The organism is Sediminicoccus sp. BL-A-41-H5, from assembly GCF_050632405.1.
Classification (GTDB): Bacteria; Pseudomonadota; Alphaproteobacteria; order Acetobacterales; family Acetobacteraceae; genus Roseococcus.
Window position 1 is genome coordinate 4,410,495 of sequence record NZ_CP192601.1, and the last position, 15,976, is coordinate 4,426,470.

Sequence of the window (15,976 nt, forward strand, 5' to 3'; positions counted from 1 at the left end):
GGGGCCCGTGCCGCCGGAACTCAGTTGCGGCGGGGCTGCTGCGCGGGCGCGGCCGGGCGGGCGGGCGGCGTCGGCGGGGCGGGCGGGTTGGCGCCGTCGGAATCGGGGGCGATGGTCACCTGGCGCAGCGTGCGGTTGAACTGCTGCGCCACCTCCTCCGTCAGGTCGAAGCCGGGGTCGTTCATAATGACGAGCGGACGCGGCACCACGATATTGACCGAGCGGCTGGCGGCGACCTGGCGCACCACGCCGGCGAGCGCCTCCTCGATCTGCATCAGAGATTGCTGGGCTGCCTGCTCAATCGCCTGGCTGCGGTTGCGGAAGATGCGCTGGCTGTCCGTGATGCGATCCTGCAGCTCACGCTCGCGGGCGCGGATCTGGTCCGGCGTCATCTGCGTGCGCTGCACGGAGAGCGCCTGCTGCGCCTCGCGCCAGCCATTCTGCTCGCGCTGCAGGTCGTCGTTCAGGCGGGTGCGACGGCGCTCGATCTCTTCACGGACCTGATTGAAGGCGGTCGAGAGGCGCTGGATCTCGGGGATGTCCACGATGCCGATCACGGCCGTCGGCGGCGGCGAGCCGGGGGGGAGGGCGGCCGGGCGCTGCGCCGGCTGGCCCTGCGGCGGGCGCTGGCCCTGCTGCTGCTGCTGCGGGGGGCGCTGCTGCTGCTGCTGCTGCTGCTGCTGCTGGCCTTGCGGGCGCTGCCCGCCCTGGCCGGGGACGAACCACTCCTGGTTCTGCTGCGCCAGGGCAGGGCTGGACGCCAGGAGCGCCAAGGCGAGCGCGGTGCGGAAGGATGTCATGTCGTGTACCTGTCTGCGCGCTCAGAAGCGCGTCCCGAAGCCGAAACGGAATACCTGGGTCTGGTCGTAGGATTGCTTCACGACCGCCTGCGCGAGGTCGATGTTGATCAGCCCGAAGGGGCTGCGCCAGGAGATGCCCACACCCGTGCCGACGCGCGGCGAGGAGCTGGTGCCGATGTTCGGGCCCTGCACCGTGTCCCACAGCGCGCCCACATCCACGAAGGCGCGGCCCAGGAGCCCGACCTCGGACGGGATGCCGGGAAGCGGGAAGCGCATCTCGGTGCTCTGCGTCCAGAGGCGGCGGCCGCCCAGCGCGTCATTGGTCGTCAGGTCGCGCGGGCCGGCGCCGGCCAGCGCGAAGCCGCGCAGGTTCTCGCCGCCCAGGAAGAAGCGGTCCACGATGCGCTCCTGGTTCCCGTTGCCGTTCCAGGGCTCGATGTAGCCGAGGCTGCCCGAGATGCTGAGCACGTAGTCCGGATGGCCGAAGACCTGCTCGAAGGGCAGGAAGAGCGCGCCGTCCAGTCGCGCGCGGAAGAAGGCGACATCACCGCCCAGGCCCGCGAAATCCGTGCCGAGGCGCATGATGTAGCCGCGCCGCGGCTCGATCAGGTTGTCGCGCGTGTCATAGGCGATGGTCTGGCTGACCTGGCTGAGCAGCGTGGTGCCGGCCTGCTCCTGGATGTAGATCGAGGCGCCCGGCTGGATGTTGTAAACTTCGCGGTTGATCAGGCTGTACGACCAGGATTGCCGCAGGCGCTCGTTGAACTCGTAGCCCGCGCGCACCGCGAAGCCGCCGCGCCGCTCGCTGAACTGCGAGATGTTCTGCAGGTTTCGCTGGATGTAGAAAAGGTCCGCGCCGACCGCGAGGTTACGGTCCATGAATTGCGGGTTGGTGGCCGAGAGGTCAAGCTGGCTCCGGCGCTGGGCGAGCGTGGCATTGATGCGCGCATCAATGCCGGTGCCCGAGAGGTTGCGCTCGCGCAGGCCCACATCGGCCAGGAAGCCGGCATCCGTCGAGTAGCCGCCGCCGATGCTCACCTCACCCGTCGCGCGCTCCACCACCTGCGTGTTCAGGATCGTGCGGTCCGGCGCGGAGCCGGGCGAGTTGGTGATCTGCACGTCGGAGAAGTAGCCGAGGTTGCGCAGCCGCTCGCGCGAGCGGCGGACCTGGGCGGCGTTGAAGGCGTCGCCCTCGGCCAGGCGGAATTCACGGCGGATCACGCGGTCCTGCGTGCGGGTGTTGCCGTTGATGTCGATGCGCTCGACGAAGACGCGCGGCGCCTCGTTCACCGCGAAGGTGATGTTGATCGTGTTGTTCTCGGTGTCGCGCGTGATTCGCGGCTGCACGTCCACGAAGGGGAAGCCGCGCAGGTTGGCGCCGTCGGCGATGGCCTGGGCGCTGCGCTCCACTGCGTCACCATTGTAGACGGTGCCCGGGCTGATCTCGAGGAAACGCTGCAGGTCGGCCGGGTTCAGGTTCGGGAAGGCCGAGGTGATCTCGACCGTGCCGAAGGTGTAGCGCGGGCCTTCATTGACATTATAGGTCAGGAAGAAGCCGCTGCGGTCCGGCGCCAGCTCCGCCGTCGCGGTACCCACCTGGATGTCGGCATAGCCGGTGCGCAGGTAGTAGCGGCGCAGCAGCTCGCGGTCGAAGTTCAGGCGGTCCGGATCGAAGGTGTCGGAGGAGGAGAGGAAGCGATACCAGGCCTGCTCCTTGGTCGAGATGACGTCGGCCAGGCGCGCGTCGGAATAGGCGCGGTTGCCCACGAAGTTCACGCGCGCCACCAGCGCGGCGTCGCCCTCGGTGATCTCGAAGACCACATCCACGCGGTTCTGGTCGAGCTCGATGATCTTGGGCTCGACGCGCGCGGCGAAGCGGCCGCGGCGGGCATAGAGGTCGAGGATGCGCTGCCGGTCGCCCTGGACGAGCTGGCTGGTGAAGACGGCGCGCGGGCGCAGCTGCACCTCAGGGCGCAGATTGTCGTCGGAGACGCGGCGGTTGCCCTCGAAGGCGACGCGGTTGACCAGCGGATTCTCGGCCACCGTCACGATCAGGCGCGAGCCGTCGCGCGCGATGTTCACATCCCGGAACAGGCCGGTCGCGAAGAGGCTGCGCAGCGAGCGGTCGGCGCGGTCATTGTCATACTGGTCGCCCGGGGCGAGCAGCATGTAGCTCCGGATCGTGTCGATCTCGATGCGCTGGTTGCCGCGGATCTCGACGGCCGTGATCACGCCGCCCGGCGCTTCGGCGCGTGCGGGGATGTTGCGCGGGCGGTTCTGCGCCTCGGAGGGCACCGGCGCCAGGACCGTAAGGCCGGCCGCCACGAGCAGGATCGGATGCAGTTTCATTGTCAAACGGGAACCCACCCTGTTTCGGCCACGGAAAAGCGGCCGGACCATAGCCTCAGGCGCCTGGAGCCGCCACCCCGGGAGTTTCGTCTTCTTCATCCGATCCACCCCGCGACCCAGCGGCCGATGCCGCCATGGGCGATATCATTCCAGGTTGCAAACAGAAAAAGTCCGATCAGCACGGCGAAACCGGCGCGGAAGCCGAATTCGAGCGCGCGGGGCGGCAGCGGCCGCCCACGTATCGCTTCCGCCGCATAGAACATCAGGTGCCCGCCATCCAGCAGGGGAATCGGGAAAAGGTTCAGCAAGGCCAGGCTCACCGAGAGCAGCGCCATCAGGTTCACGAGCGGCACGATGCCGAGCGTCGCGGCCTCGCCCGAGACCTCGGCGATTCGGATGGGCCCGCCCAGCTCCTTCGGGCTGCGGGTGCCGGCGAACATCTCGCCGATGCCGACCAGCGTTTGCCAGCTGACGTCGGCGGTCTGCACCGTACCGGCCCAGAGGGCGTCCAGCGGGCCCAGCCGCTCGAACTGGGCCCGCCCGCCCTGGATGCCGAGCACGCCCACCGGGGCGCCATCGCCCCGCGCCTGCGCGGCGGGCACGGCGGTCAGGGTCAGTTCGCGCCCGTCACGGTCCACCCGCACCTGCACCTCTTGTCCGGCGCGGGGCTGGATGTGGCGCTGCACCTGGTCGAAGCGGGTGATGCGCTGGCCGTCGAGGGAGAGAACCACGTCGCCCGGCTGCAGCCCGGCGCGCTCGGCGGCCGAAGCGGGCACCACGGCGGAAATGGTGGCCAGCCCGCGCGGCACGCCATGCGTGGCGAAAAGGCCCGCGAAAAGCAGGGCGGCCAGCACGAAATTGGCGACCGGCCCCGCGGCCACGATGATGGCGCGGTCCCGCACCGGCTTGTTGTGGAAGGTCTCGCCCTCGCGCTCCGGCACGCGCTCGGCCTCCGGCGTGTCATCCAGCGGCGACTGGCCGTGCAGCTTCACGTAGCCGCCCAGCGGAATCCAGGCGAGGCGCCATTCCGTGCCGCGCTTGTCGGTCCAGCGCAGCAGGGCGCGGCCGAAACCGATGCTGAAGGCATCCACATGCACCCGGCGCCAGCGCGCGGCGGCATAGTGGCCCAGCTCGTGGAAGAAGATCAGCACGCCCAGGACCACCAGGAAGGCGATCACGGTCCGCACGGCGTCGGGCAGGAAATCCAGCAAGGTCAGCTCCCGTCAGGCGGCCGCGCGATGGGCGGCCAGCTCCGATGCGATGTGGCGTGCGGCGCGGTCCAATTCCAGCACGGTGTCGAGGTCGGGCACGTCGCGGCCTGCCAGGGCGGCCATGGTCTCCTCGACCACGGCCGCAATATCGAGGAATCCCAGCCGCTTCTCGAGAAAGAGGCTGACCGCCACCTCATTCGCCGCGTTCAAGGCGCAGGGTGCGCCGCCCTCGGCGGCCAGCGCCTCGCGCGCGAGGCGGAGCGCAGGGAAGCGCTCCGGGTCCGGCGCCTCGAAATCGAGCCGGCCCAGGGCCGCAAGGTCGAGGCGTGGCACGTCCACATCCATCCGCGCGGGCCAGGCGAGGCAATGGGCGATCGGCGTGCGCATGTCGGGGGAGCCCAGCTGCGCCAGGAGCGAGCCGTCACTGTACTGCACCATGCCATGGACGGTGGATTGGCGATGCACCAGCACCTCGATCCGCTCGGCCGGCACGGGGAAGAGGCGGGCGGCCTCGATCAGCTCCAGCCCCTTGTTGAACATGGTGGCGCTGTCCACGCTGATCTTGGCCCCCATGGACCAGACCGGGTGGCGCACCGCCTGTTCGGGCGTGGCCATGCGCATCTGGGCCAGCGGCCAGTCGCGGAAGGGGCCACCCGAGGCGGTGAGGATGATCTTCTCGATCACCCGCGGATCGCGCGGGTCGAGCGCCTGGAAGATGGCGTTGTGCTCGGAATCGACCGGCAGAAGGGTCGCGCCGTGCCGCGTCGCCATGTCGAGGACAAGTTGCCCCGCGCAGACCAGGCTCTCCTTGTTGGCGAGCGCCAGCGTGCCGCCGCGCTTGAGTGCGGCCATGGTGCTCTTGAGGCCGACGGCGCCGACGATGGCGGCCATGGTCCAGTCGGCCGGGCGGGAGGCAGCCTCGATCACCGCCTGGGCGCCGGCGGCGGTCTCGATGCCCGTGCCGGAAAGCGCCTCCTTCAGGGCGGCATGGCAGGTTTCATCCGCGACCACGGCGAGTTCGGCGCGATGGGCGCGAGCCTGGGCGACGAGCGTCGTGACATCACGGCCCGCCACCAGCGCGCGCACCCGGAACTGGCCAGGGGCGGCCGCATCCAGCAGCGCCATGGTGCTGCGCCCGATCGAACCCGTGCTGCCGAGCACGGTGACGCTGCGCGCCGAAGTCTCCGTCACACCCATCTCCACACATGAACCCCCGGCCCGGAGGCCAGGCCGATCAGGGCCGCGACCGGGGCGGCGGCCATCACGCCGTCCAGCCGGTCGAGCAGCCCGCCATGTCCGGGCAGGAGCCCGGACGAATCCTTCACGCCGAAGCGCCGCTTGATCCAACTCTCAAACATGTCGCCCGACTGGGTGGCAAGGCCCAAGAGCACAGCCACCGCCGCGATGACGCCCAGGGGTGCGGGCCCGCCCAGCGCCAGCGCCGCCCCCAGCCCCACCAGCATGGCGCCGAGCAGCCCGCCCAGCGCGCCCGACCACGTCTTGTTGGGCGAGATGCGCGGCGCGAGCTTGGGCCCGCCCAGGAAGCGGCCGGTGAAATAGGCCGAGATGTCGGAGGCCCAGACGACGAGGAACAGGAACAGCACATTGCCACGGCCGGCCGCCCCGTCATGCCGCAACTCCAGGAGCGCTATGCCGGCGACGCCGATATAGAGCACGCCGAAACCCAACCAATGCGCGGGCAGGGCACCGGCCATCCGCCAAGCGACCACGGCGCCCAGCGCCACAACCGCGAGGCCGGCAAGCGGCCAGTTCAGCGCGGCGCAGAGCGCGCCGAGCAGCACCGGCGGCAGCACCAGCATACCCGGCAGCCGGCGTGAGCGCCCCCCGCAGAGCCGCACCCATTCCCAGCCGAGTCCCAGCACGCAGAGCAGCATCAGCGCCGACCACCAGACACCGCCCACCCACATGCAGAAGAGGGCCGCGGGCGCGATGACGGAGGCGGTCAGGACGCGCGCGCGCAGGTCCGCGAGCTGGGCCATCAGCCGGTGCGCGCGCCGAAGCGCCGCTCCCGCGCGGCATAGGCGGCCAGCGCCGCGTTGAAATCCTCGATCCCGAAATCGGGCCAGAGCACGGGCTGGAAGATCAGCTCGGCATAGGCAGCCTGCCAGAGCAGGAAGTTGGAGATGCGCTGCTCGCCCGAGGTGCGGATGATCAGGTCCGGGTCGGGCATGCCGGCGGTGTAGAGGTGCTGCTCCAAACGCGCCTCGTCCAGTTGCGCGGGGTCCAGCTCGCCGCGTTGGGCCGCGCTGGCCACGGCGCGGGCGGCGGCCAGGATCTCGGCCCGCGCGCCGTAGGAAATGGCCATGGTGAGGTTGAGGCGCTGGCCGCTGGCCGTCACTTCCTCGGCCGCCAGCATGGCCTTCTGCGTCTCCTCGCCGAAGCGCGCGCGGTCGCCGATGACGCGCAGCCTGACCCCTTCCTTGGTGAGCTGGTTCACCTCGGCCCGAAGGTAGTGGCGCAGCAGCAGGGTGAGTTCCTGCACCTCATCCGCGGGGCGGGACCAGTTCTCGGACGAGAAGGCGAAGAGGGTCAGCCAGGACACGCCGGCGCGGATCGCGGCCTCGATCGCGCGGCGCGCCGCATCCGCCCCGGCACGATGGCCGAGAGCGACGGGAAGCCCACGCGCCTGGGCCCAGCGGCGGTTGCCATCCATGATGATGGCGACATGCCGGGGCGTCTCCGCCCCCGCGCCCGCCACTGGAGCCGGGTGCGCGCTCATCAAACGGTCTTGATGTCCTTTTCCTTCTCGGCGAGGAGGACATCGATCTTCTTCACATATTCGTCCGTCAGCTTCTGGACCTCGTCGGACCAGCGCTTGGCGTCGTCCTCGCCGATCTCGGACTTCTTTTTCCAGGCCTGGATCTGCTCCATGCCGTCACGGCGCACGCCGCGGATCGCGACCTTCGCACCCTCGGAATACTTGGACGCGGTCTTGGCCAGCTCATTGCGGCGCTGCTCGGTCAGCGGCGGCAGCATCACGCGGATGGTCTGGCCCTCGGATTGCGGGTTCAGGCCCAGGCCGGAATCGCGGATGGCGATCTCGACCGCCTTCACCACCGAGCGGTCCCAGACCTGCACCTGCAGCATGGAGGGGCCGGCGACCGAGACATTGCCCACCTGGGAGAGCGGCTGGTTGTTGCCATAGGCCTCGACGCGGATGGGCTCCAGCAGCGAGGGGCTGGCGCGGCCGGTGCGCAACCCGCTGAACTCCTTCTTCAGCGTGTCGATCGCGCCATCCATGCGGCGCACCAGATCGGTCTTCAGGACCTGTCGGTCAGGTGGGGGAGCGGCCATGATGTGTGACTTTCAGGGCGTGTCGGTGACGGTGGTAAAGCGGCCTTCGCCGCGGATCACGGCGGTGAAGGCGCCGGGTTCGTGGATGTTGAAGACGACGATCGGCAAATGATTCTCGCGCGCGACCGAGATCGCGGCCGCATCCATCACGGCCAGGTCGCGCGAGAGCATCTCGAGGTAGCTCAGCGTGGTGTAGCGCGAGGCATCGGGGTTCTTGCGCGGATCGCTGTCATAGACCCCGTCCACCTGGGTGCCCTTGAACAGAGCCTGGCAGCCCATCTCGGCCGCGCGCAGCGCCGCCGCCGTGTCGGTCGTGAAGAAGGGATTGCCGGTGCCGGCCGCGAAGATCACGACGCGACCCTTCTCCATGTGGCGCATGGCGCGGCGGCGGATATAGGGCTCGCAGATCGAACTCATCTCGATGGCGGATTGCACCCGCGTCTGCACGCCGATCTTCTCAAGGGCGGATTGCATGCCGAGCGCGTTCATCACGGTGGCGAGCATGCCCATGTAGTCGGCCTGGGCGCGGTCCATGCCCGTCGCGGCCCCCGCGATGCCGCGGAAGATGTTGCCGCCGCCGATCACCAGCGCGACCTCGACGCCGAGATCCACCACGCCCTTGATGTCCTGCGCGATGGCCTTCACGGTCGTGACGTCGAGGCCATAGGCGCGGTCGCCCATCAGGGCCTCGCCCGAGACCTTCAGCAGGACGCGCTTATAGCGGGGCGGTTCGCTCATGGTGGGGGACGGTTCCTTGGCGGTTGGTGCGACGATAGCAGGGGGGCGGGTCGCCGCAAGCGCTCGCGGCCGCCGGATGGTCGGGCCCGCCGAAAAAGGGGCGGGCCGGGGCTGATCGCCCGGCCCGCCATTCGCCTTTACGAAACGCCGGCGGTGGCAGCCACTTCGGCCGCGAAGTCGGAGACCTGCTTCTCGATCCCCTCGCCGAGCTGGAAGCGGGTGAAGCCGGTCAGCTTCAGGCCCAGCTTGTCCACGACGGCCTTCACGCGGCTTTCGCCGTCATGCACCCAGACCTGCTCCAGAAGGACCACTTCCTCGTAGAACTTGCGGATCCGGCCCTCGACCATCTTCTCGATGACCGCGGGCGGCTTGCCGGAGGCCTGCGCCTGCTCGGTCAGCACGGCCTTCTCGCGCTCCAGCGCGGACGGCTCGACCGCGCTGATGTCCAGCGCAGCCGGGCGGGTGGCCGCCACGTGCATGCCGATCTGGCGACCCAGGGTCTCCATCACCTGCATCTCGTTCTCGCCCTCGAGGGCAACGAGCACGCCGATCTTGCCGAGGCCCGGCTTAACCGCGTTGTGCATGTAGGTGGCGACCGCACCCTTGCTGACGCGCAGCACGCTGGCGCGGCGGATCGTCATGTTCTCGCCGATGGTCGCGATGAGCTTGGTCAGCTCTTCCTGGGTGCTGTGCTGCGTGCCCGGATAGGTCGCGGCCTTCAGCGCCTCGACGTCGTCGCCGACGGAGAGCGCGAGGCCCGCCACCTCGGCCACGAAGTTCTGGAAGCTCTCATTGCGCGCGACGAAATCCGTCTCGGCATTCACTTCCACCATCGCGGCGACGTGCGGGCCGGAGGCGACGCCCACCAGGCCCTCGGCGGCCACGCGGCCGGACTTCTTCGCCGCGGCGGAGAGGCCCTTCTTGCGCAGCCAGTCGATCGCGGCCTCGATGTCGCCACCGCTCTCCACCAGCGCCTTCTTGCAATCCATCATGCCGGCACCCGTCGCTTCGCGAAGGTCCCGAACCAGGGCAGCCGTGATTTCAGCCATCTTCTTGCTCCTTCTTGCGGTCGCTCAGGCCTGGGCCGCGGGGGCTTCTTCGGCGGCGACCTCGATGGCCACTTCCTCGGCCACCGGCTCGGCCAGCGCGCCGACGTCACGGCCCGAGGCCTGCATCTCGGCCGAGATGCCGTCGAACACGGCGGCTGCGATCAGGTCGCAATAGAGGTTGATGGCGCGGATCGCGTCATCATTGCCCGGGATCGGGAAGGTCACGCCGGTAGGATCGCAGTTGCTGTCCACCACGGCCACGACGGGAATGCCCAGCGTATTGGCTTCCTGGATGGCGAGCTTCTCCTTCACGACGTCGATCACGAAGATCATGTCGGGCAGGCCGCCCATCTCCCGGATGCCGCCCAGCGCGCGGTCGAGCTTGTCGCGCTCGCGCGTGAGCATCAGGATTTCCTTCTTGGTCAGGCCCTGGATGTCGCCCTGCAGGCGCGCGTCCATTTCCTTCAGGCGCTTGATCGAGCCCGTGATGGTCTTCCAGTTGGTCAGCATGCCGCCGAGCCAGCGGTGGTTCACATAGTACTGGCCGCAGCGCGTCGCGGCTTCCGCCACATACTCGGCCGCCGCCTTCTTGGTGCCGACGAAGAGCACGCGGCCGCCGCCGGCCACCGTGTCACGCACCGTGCGCAGCGCGCGCTCCAGCATGGGCACGGTCTGCTGCAGGTCCAGGATGTGGACCTGGTTGCGCACGCCGAAGATGTAGGGCGCCATCCGCGGGTTCCAGCGCCGCGTGTGGTGGCCGAAATGCACGCCCGCCTCGAGCAGCTGGCGCAGGGAAACTTCTGGCATCGCCATGTCGAACTTCCTTCCGAATCAGTCCGGTTGAGCCTCCGCGGTGCAAACCTCGGGAGTGAGCCGAGACCGGACCCTGCCGTGAGGAAGGGAGCACCGCGTGTGGATTTCCGCGGGGCCCATGCCCTGCGGTGGCTGGCCTATGGCCGAAAACCGCCCGGAAGGCAAGAAGCGGCCACCGCTTCCAGCGCGGATCTGAGCCGCGCCGCACCGTGCTCCACCGGCCCGTCATTGGTGACGCGCAGCATGTCGAGCCCCTCCGGAAGCGGCACCTCCCGCGCCAGCCGGGCCGCGATGGCCGCCGCATCCTCGCGCCCGCGCGCGGCGAGGCGCGCCGCAAGCAGGGCCGGGGGGGCGGTCACCTCGATCACGGTGAGCGGGCGCAGAGCCGCCGCCTGGAGCAGCACCGAGCGGGAGACGCTGAGCACCACCACGCGGTCTCCCGGCGCTTCCGCATGCCGGATGCCGTAGCCCAGGCCATGGGCGCGCCAGTGCAACACGAAGGCGCCCGATGCCAGCGCCGCCTGATAGCCCTCGGGCGTCAGCGCCTCATGCGCCTCGCCGCCCGCGACCTCGGGGCGGGTGATGCTGCGGCGCGCGAAATGGAAGCGGGGGTCATCCACCAGCTCCGCCCGTACCGCCTCCAGCAGCGTGTCCTTGCCCGCGCCCGAGGGGCCGGCAAGTGCCACCCAGCCCGGTTGACCGATGCCCGCAATCGCCGCCAGATCAGATGGCATCCGAAAAGGTCTTCCCCATGTTCACCACCCGCCCCGAGATCGCCGGCACCTTCGGCGCGGTCGCCACCACGCATTGGCTGGCGAGCCAGGTCGGCATGGCCGTGCTCGAGCGCGGCGGTAATGCCTTCGACGCCGCGGCCGCCGCCGGCTTCACCCTGCAGATCGTGGAGCCGCACCTGAACGGCCCCGGCGGTGATTGTCCCATCATCCTGCACGATGCCAAGCAGGGTCGCGAAATTGTCATCTGCGGCCAGGGCCCGGCGCCGGGTGGCCTCACCGTGGACCTCATCGCCAACAAGCTCGGCCTCGACATCATGCCGGGCACGGGCTTCCTGCCCGCGCCCATCCCCGGCGCCTTCGACGCCTGGGCCACCATGTTGCAGAATCACGGCACCTGGCGGCTGCGCGACGTGCTGGCCTATGCCATCGGCTATGCCCGCAACGGCGCGCACATGGTCGCGCGCATCTGCCAGACCGTCGCCACCGTCCGCCCGCTCTTCGAGGCGGAATGGACCACCTCCGCCGCGCTGTGGCTCCGCAATGGCGGCCCGCAGCCCGGCCAGCTCTACGCGAACCCGACGCTGGCCGACACCTATGAGCGCGTGCTGCGCGAGGCCGAGGCCCCCGGCCGCTCGCGCGAGATGGAGATCGAGGCGGCGCGGCGCGCCTGGTATTCCGGATTCGTGGCCGAGGCCGTAGAGCGTTTCGCCCGCCAGCCCGCGATGGACACCTCCGGCCAGCGCCATGCCGGCGTCATCACCGCGCATGACATGTCCCAGTGGCGCGCCGGCATTGAGGAGGCGGTGCGCCTCGATTATCGCGGCACCACCGTCCTGAAGTGCGGCGCATGGAGCCAGGGCCCGGCCATGCTGCAGACGCTGGCGCTTCTGGCGGGCTACGACCTCGCCGCCATGGACCCGGTGGGCGAGGACTACGTGCATCACGTGACCGAGGCCATGAAGCTCGCCTTCGCCGACCGCGAGGCCTTCTACGGCGACCCGAACTTCGTGGACGTGCCGCTGAAGACGCTGCTCTCGCCGGAATACGCCGCGCTGCGCCGCAAGCTGATCGGCGATGACGCCTCGCTCGAATTCCGCCCCGGCCACCCGGATGGCCTGCCCGTGCGCGGCGTGGACTACGCCGCCGCCGTGCGCCGCGCCGAGGAAATGGCCATGGCCGCCGGCACGGGCGAGCCCACCGTCTCGCGCCTTGGCGCCGCGGGCGGCGACACCTGCCATGTGGACGTGATCGACCGCGACGGCAATTTCGTGAGCGCCACGCCTTCCGCCGGCTGGCTGCAATCCTCGCCCGCCATCCCGGAGCTCGGCTTCTGCCTCGGCACGCGCTGCCAGATGTTCTGGCTGGACGAGACGCTGCCCAATGGCCTGAAGCCCGGCAAGCGGCCGCGCACCACCCTCTCGCCCTCCCTCGTGCTGCGCGAGGGCAAGCCCTGGATGAGCTTCGGCACGCCCGGCGGCGAGCAGCAGGATCAGTGGCAGCCGATCATGCTCACCCGCATGCTGGCGCATGGCTTCAACATCCAGGAAGCGATCGACCTGCCGGCCTTCCACTCGGAACACTGGGTCAGCAGCTTCTGGCCGCGTGGCGCCAAGCCGGGGAAGCTCGTCCTTGAAGGCCGCTTCGCCCCCGAAGTCCTCTCCGCGCTCCGGGCCCGCGGCCACCGCGCCGAAATGGGCGGGGAGTGGAGCGAAGGCCGCCTCACCGGCGCCCGCCGCGAAGCAGACGGCCAGATTTTCGCCGGCGCCAACCCGCGCGGCATGCAGGGCTATGCCGTGGGGCGGTGACGCTTTCCCCGGGAGGGCGCTGCCCTCCCGGACCCTCCCGCCAGGGGCGTGGCGCGCCTGGACCCGCCGTGAGTTGGCCTTGGGAGGGAGGGGCGTCGCGGGCGTGCGCGTGACGCTGGTGCGCCGTGCCCCCCTCCCTCCAATGGCCCAGTCCTGGGTTCCAAGGGCCTTGCGGCCCTTGGCAGGTGGGGTCTGGGGAGGACACAGCGTCCTCCCCAGGGCGCATCACCGCATCACAGCTTGCGCTGCATCTGCGCGAGGTAGCTACGGTTGCGCGTCGGCGTGATCAGCACTTCGTTGATGCACACATGTGGCGGTTGGCTGGCGAGGAACTTGATCAGCGCGCCGCAGTCTTCCGGCTGCACCATCTCGGCGAGTTCCTTCTCGCTGAGCTTGTTGGGGCGCTTGTCGAGGATCGGCGTGCGGACCTCGCCCGGGCACATCACGGTGCTGCGGATGCCGTTGGCGCATTCCTCCATGTTCAACGAATGGCTCATGGCGACGACGCCGTGCTTGCTGGCGGTGTAGCCGGCGCCGCTGAGCGGGCTGACGAAGCGGCCGGCCATCGAGGCGGTGTGGATGAAGAGGCCGTCCTTTTGCGCACGCATGATGGGCAGCGCCGCCAGCACGCCGTGGAAGGCGGAGGTGAGGTTGCCGTCCACCAGCTCCTTCACGCCTTCGGCCGAGAGGTTGCTCCAGCGGCGTTCTGTGATGTTCACGCCGGCATTGTTCACCATAACGTCGAGGCGCCCGAGCTTCTGCTGGATGAAGTCCGCCACCTTCTGCACGGCGGCGGCCTTGCCCATGTCGGCGGCCTTTACATGCGCGGTGCCGCCCATCGCCTTGATGCGCGCGGCGACGGCGTCGAGCTTGGCCTTGGTGCGGCCGGTCAGCACGACCGTCATGCCCATCTCGGCCAGTGCGATGGCGGCGGCCTCGCCGATGCCGCTGCCGGCACCCGTCACCCATGCGACCTTTGTCATTGGACCTTCCTCCCTGGACTTGGTTGCGGCCAGTCTGCCCCAAGCGGATGCGCTGGCAAGCCCGCGGCCTTGCCGGGTGCCAGGACGCATGCTTGGCTTGCCGCACAAGAGAGGGAGGCCAACGCCAATGGCGAAGTTCCGCATCGTGACGCCCGCGGGCGCCAGTTTCACCACCGCCGGGGGCGGCTACGAGCTCGAGATGGAGGCGCTCGCCGGCCTCGACGCCGAGATCGTGGAGGCTCCCACGGATACGGCCGGCTTCATCGCTGCCGCTTCGACGGCGGATGCGATCTACGCCAAGGGCATTCCCATCACCGCCGAGATCATCGGCGCGCTGAAGAACTGCAAGGTGATCAGCCTGGGCTCCGTCGGCGTGGACAGCGTGGATGTGAAGGCCGCGACGCGCGCGGGCATCCCCGTGACCAACGTGCCGGACACCTTCATCGAGGAGGTGGCGGACCACTGCATGATGCTGCTGCTGGCGACTTTCCGCCGCGCCATCGAGCAGGACCGCATGGTGCGCGAGCATCGCTGGAAGGAAGGCCGCCCGGCGCTGCTCCAGATCCCGCGCCTGATGGGCCAGACGCTGGGCTTCATCAGCTTCGGCCGCGTGGCCCGCGCGGTGGCGAAGCGCGCCGCCCCCTTCGGCCTGCGCATGATTGCCTATGACCCGTTCCTCGATGAGACGCTGATGAGCGAGCACGGCGTTCTGCCGGCGACGCTGAACGAGGTGATGAGCCAGTCCGACTTCGTTTCGATGCACGCGCCGGCCCGGCCGGAGTGCAACAAGATGCTGCAGGAGAAGCACTTCCGCCTGATGAAGAAGAGCGCGATCTTCCTCAATGTCGGCCGTGGTCCCACGGTGGACGAGGCGGCGCTGATCAAGGCGCTGAGCGAGGGCTGGATCGCCTATGCGGGGCTCGACGTGCTCGAGGTCGAGCCGCCCTCCCACAACAACCCGATCCTCGGCATGGAAAATGTGATCCTCTCGGCGCACACGGCTTCGGCCTCGGCGCGCTTCGACGAGGCGCGCAAGCGCCGCGTGGGCAGCGAGCTCTCGCTGGTGCTGCAGGGCAAATGGCCGATGAGCTGCGTGAACCCGGCCGTGCTACAGACCACGAAGCTGCAGCGCTGGCAGCCGGTCGGTCTCGGGCGCGGCCCGAACAGCTGAGGTATTGAGGGTGATCCGGCGTGGCCGGATCACCTCTCAGTCCAGGACGATCCCGCGCGCCTGGATGATCTGCGACCAGCGCCGATTCTCACCCTCGATCATGCGGGTGAGGGCGGCCTCGTCGCGGATGGGCTGGATCAGCAGGCCGAGGCCCCCGAAGCGTTCCTGGAAGGCCGGATCGCGCTGCACCACGGACAGCGCCTCGCGCAGCCGGGCCTGGATGGGCTGCGGCGTGGAACGCGGCGCGGCCACGCCGAACCAGGTGGTCGCCTCGTAATCCGGGAAGCCCATTTCCGCGACGCTGGGCACTTGCGGCAGCACGGGCACGCGGCTTCGCGTGGTGACGGCCAGCGCGCGCAGCCGCCCTCCCTGCACCAGGGGCAGGGCCGTCAGGATCACGTCGAACATCACCTGCACATCGCCCGCCATCAGCGCTGTCAGCGCCGGCGCACTGCCGGGATAGACGACGTTTTCCAGCTCGATTCCGGCGGCACTCCGAAACAGTTCCGCCGCGAGGTGGATGGGATTGCCCACGCCGACGGTCGCGACGTTCAGCCGCCGCTGCCGGGCGAGTGCCACGAACTCGCCGAGGTTCGCGGCCGGCAGCGAGGGCGGCACCACCATGAGCAGCGGCGTCTCGACCATCGCGGCCAGCAGCGTCAGGTCGCGCTCGGCATCATAGGGCAGGCGGCGATAGAGCAGCGGGTTCAGCACCATGCTGGCGCCAGACGCCATCAGCAGCGTGGTGCCATCCCCGGCGGCCTGGGCCACGGCCTGGGTGCCGATGATGGTGTTGGCCCCCGCCCGATTCTCCACGACGACGGGCTGGCCCAGTACGCGCGAGAGCCGTTCGGCGATGAACCGGCCGAGCTGGTCGGTGACACCGCCTGGCGCATAGGGCACCACAAGGCGGAGCGGGCGGTTGGGCCAGGCCTCCTGCGCGCGCAGGGCGGGCACGGCAAGCAGGCCGGGCAGCGCGAGCGCCGCGCGCCGGGTCTGCGATGCCAT

15 protein-coding genes are annotated in these 15,976 nt (G+C 69.7%); 2 read left to right on the plus strand and 13 right to left on the minus strand.

Annotation, left to right across the window (positions count from 1 at the left end):
* Positions 1 to 20: 20 nt before the first annotated feature.
* The 11 genes from ACQ860_RS21655 to ACQ860_RS21705 all read right to left on the minus strand — a co-directional run bounded on the left by ACQ860_RS21655 (position 21) and on the right by ACQ860_RS21705 (position 11,009).
* Positions 21 to 800 (minus strand): OmpH family outer membrane protein, encoded by a 780-nt coding sequence (locus tag ACQ860_RS21655; protein ID WP_431305383.1) that lies wholly within the window; start codon positions 798 to 800, stop codon positions 21 to 23.
* Between the two features lie 21 nt (positions 801 to 821).
* Positions 822 to 3,149, minus strand: a complete 2,328-nt coding sequence (gene bamA, locus ACQ860_RS21660) for an outer membrane protein assembly factor BamA (protein WP_431305384.1) — start codon at positions 3,147 to 3,149, stop codon at positions 822 to 824.
* Between the two features lie 95 nt (positions 3,150 to 3,244).
* Positions 3,245 to 4,360, minus strand: a complete 1,116-nt coding sequence (gene rseP / locus ACQ860_RS21665; protein WP_431305385.1) for an RIP metalloprotease RseP — start codon at positions 4,358 to 4,360, stop codon at positions 3,245 to 3,247.
* 12 nt (positions 4,361 to 4,372) lie between these two features.
* Positions 4,373 to 5,557, minus strand: coding sequence for a 1-deoxy-D-xylulose-5-phosphate reductoisomerase (gene dxr / locus ACQ860_RS21670; RefSeq protein ID WP_431305386.1), 1,185 nt, complete (start codon positions 5,555 to 5,557; stop codon positions 4,373 to 4,375).
* Positions 5,548 to 6,360, minus strand: coding sequence for a phosphatidate cytidylyltransferase (locus ACQ860_RS21675; protein WP_431305387.1), 813 nt, complete (start codon positions 6,358 to 6,360; stop codon positions 5,548 to 5,550). The genes dxr and ACQ860_RS21675 overlap by 10 nt, the downstream gene beginning before the upstream one ends.
* The gene (gene uppS, locus ACQ860_RS21680; RefSeq protein WP_431305388.1) at positions 6,360 to 7,100 is read right to left on the minus strand and encodes a polyprenyl diphosphate synthase; all 741 of its coding nucleotides are present in this window, start codon (positions 7,098 to 7,100) and stop codon (positions 6,360 to 6,362) included. The genes ACQ860_RS21675 and uppS overlap by 1 nt, the downstream gene beginning before the upstream one ends.
* On the minus strand, positions 7,100 to 7,675 hold the full coding sequence (gene frr / locus ACQ860_RS21685) for a ribosome recycling factor (RefSeq protein WP_213612619.1): 576 nt from the start codon (positions 7,673 to 7,675) through the stop codon (positions 7,100 to 7,102). Before frr ends, uppS begins: the two co-directional genes overlap by 1 nt.
* A gap of 12 nt (positions 7,676 to 7,687) precedes the next feature.
* Positions 7,688 to 8,413 (minus strand): UMP kinase, encoded by a 726-nt coding sequence (gene pyrH, locus ACQ860_RS21690; protein WP_431305389.1) that lies wholly within the window; start codon positions 8,411 to 8,413, stop codon positions 7,688 to 7,690.
* A 137-nt stretch (positions 8,414 to 8,550) separates the two neighbouring features.
* Entirely contained in the window at positions 8,551 to 9,462 is a 912-nt protein-coding gene (gene tsf, locus ACQ860_RS21695; protein ID WP_431305390.1) for a translation elongation factor Ts, read from the minus strand.
* Between the two features lie 24 nt (positions 9,463 to 9,486).
* Positions 9,487 to 10,275, minus strand: a complete 789-nt coding sequence (gene rpsB / locus ACQ860_RS21700; protein ID WP_318648045.1) for a 30S ribosomal protein S2 — start codon at positions 10,273 to 10,275, stop codon at positions 9,487 to 9,489.
* Positions 10,276 to 10,412: 137 nt separating this feature from the next.
* Positions 10,413 to 11,009: a phosphonate metabolism protein/1,5-bisphosphokinase (PRPP-forming) PhnN gene (locus ACQ860_RS21705; RefSeq protein WP_431305391.1), complete on the minus strand. Its 597-nt coding sequence runs from the start codon at positions 11,007 to 11,009 to the stop codon at positions 10,413 to 10,415.
* Between ACQ860_RS21705 and ACQ860_RS21710 the strand changes: the two genes are divergently transcribed.
* Positions 11,003 to 12,814: a gamma-glutamyltransferase family protein gene (locus ACQ860_RS21710; protein ID WP_431305392.1), complete on the plus strand. Its 1,812-nt coding sequence runs from the start codon at positions 11,003 to 11,005 to the stop codon at positions 12,812 to 12,814. The two genes, ACQ860_RS21705 and ACQ860_RS21710, sit on opposite strands and share 7 nt — an antisense overlap.
* A 233-nt stretch (positions 12,815 to 13,047) precedes the next feature.
* Here the strand turns inward: ACQ860_RS21710 and ACQ860_RS21715 are convergent, their stop codons facing one another.
* Positions 13,048 to 13,797, minus strand: coding sequence for an SDR family oxidoreductase (locus ACQ860_RS21715; RefSeq protein ID WP_431305393.1), 750 nt, complete (start codon positions 13,795 to 13,797; stop codon positions 13,048 to 13,050).
* 127 nt (positions 13,798 to 13,924) lie between these two features.
* On the opposite strand from ACQ860_RS21715, the gene ACQ860_RS21720 reads away from it, so the two are divergent.
* Entirely contained in the window at positions 13,925 to 14,968 is a 1,044-nt protein-coding gene (locus tag ACQ860_RS21720; RefSeq protein WP_431305394.1) for a C-terminal binding protein, read from the plus strand.
* 36 nt (positions 14,969 to 15,004) lie between these two features.
* On the opposite strand, the gene ACQ860_RS21725 is transcribed toward ACQ860_RS21720, so the two are convergent.
* Positions 15,005 to 15,976, minus strand: a complete 972-nt coding sequence (locus tag ACQ860_RS21725) for a Bug family tripartite tricarboxylate transporter substrate binding protein (protein ID WP_431305395.1) — start codon at positions 15,974 to 15,976, stop codon at positions 15,005 to 15,007.

What these genes read in the sequence shown, in the direction of transcription:
- ACQ860_RS21655 (WP_431305383.1), bottom strand. Translation starts at nt 800, where the DNA reads ATGACATCCTTCCGCACCGCGCTCGCCTTGGCGCTCCTGGCGTCCAGC.
- bamA (WP_431305384.1), bottom strand. Translation starts at nt 3,149, where the DNA reads ATGAAACTGCATCCGATCCTGCTCGTGGCGGCCGGCCTTACGGTCCTG.
- dxr (WP_431305386.1), bottom strand. Translation starts at nt 5,557, where the DNA reads ATGGGTGTGACGGAGACTTCGGCGCGCAGCGTCACCGTGCTCGGCAGC.
- ACQ860_RS21675 (WP_431305387.1), bottom strand. Translation starts at nt 6,360, where the DNA reads ATGGCCCAGCTCGCGGACCTGCGCGCGCGCGTCCTGACCGCCTCCGTC.
- uppS (WP_431305388.1), bottom strand. Translation starts at nt 7,100, where the DNA reads ATGAGCGCGCACCCGGCTCCAGTGGCGGGCGCGGGGGCGGAGACGCCC.
- frr (WP_213612619.1), bottom strand. Translation starts at nt 7,675, where the DNA reads ATGGCCGCTCCCCCACCTGACCGACAGGTCCTGAAGACCGATCTGGTG.
- pyrH (WP_431305389.1), bottom strand. Translation starts at nt 8,413, where the DNA reads ATGAGCGAACCGCCCCGCTATAAGCGCGTCCTGCTGAAGGTCTCGGGC.
- tsf (WP_431305390.1), bottom strand. Translation starts at nt 9,462, where the DNA reads ATGGCTGAAATCACGGCTGCCCTGGTTCGGGACCTTCGCGAAGCGACG.
- rpsB (WP_318648045.1), bottom strand. Translation starts at nt 10,275, where the DNA reads ATGGCGATGCCAGAAGTTTCCCTGCGCCAGCTGCTCGAGGCGGGCGTG.
- ACQ860_RS21710 (WP_431305392.1), top strand. Translation starts at nt 11,003, where the DNA reads ATGGCATCCGAAAAGGTCTTCCCCATGTTCACCACCCGCCCCGAGATC.
- ACQ860_RS21705 (WP_431305391.1), bottom strand. Translation starts at nt 11,009, where the DNA reads ATGCCATCTGATCTGGCGGCGATTGCGGGCATCGGTCAACCGGGCTGG.
- ACQ860_RS21715 (WP_431305393.1), bottom strand. Translation starts at nt 13,797, where the DNA reads ATGACAAAGGTCGCATGGGTGACGGGTGCCGGCAGCGGCATCGGCGAG.
- ACQ860_RS21720 (WP_431305394.1), top strand. Translation starts at nt 13,925, where the DNA reads ATGGCGAAGTTCCGCATCGTGACGCCCGCGGGCGCCAGTTTCACCACC.
- ACQ860_RS21725 (WP_431305395.1), bottom strand. Translation starts at nt 15,976, where the DNA reads ATGGCATCGCAGACCCGGCGCGCGGCGCTCGCGCTGCCCGGCCTGCTT.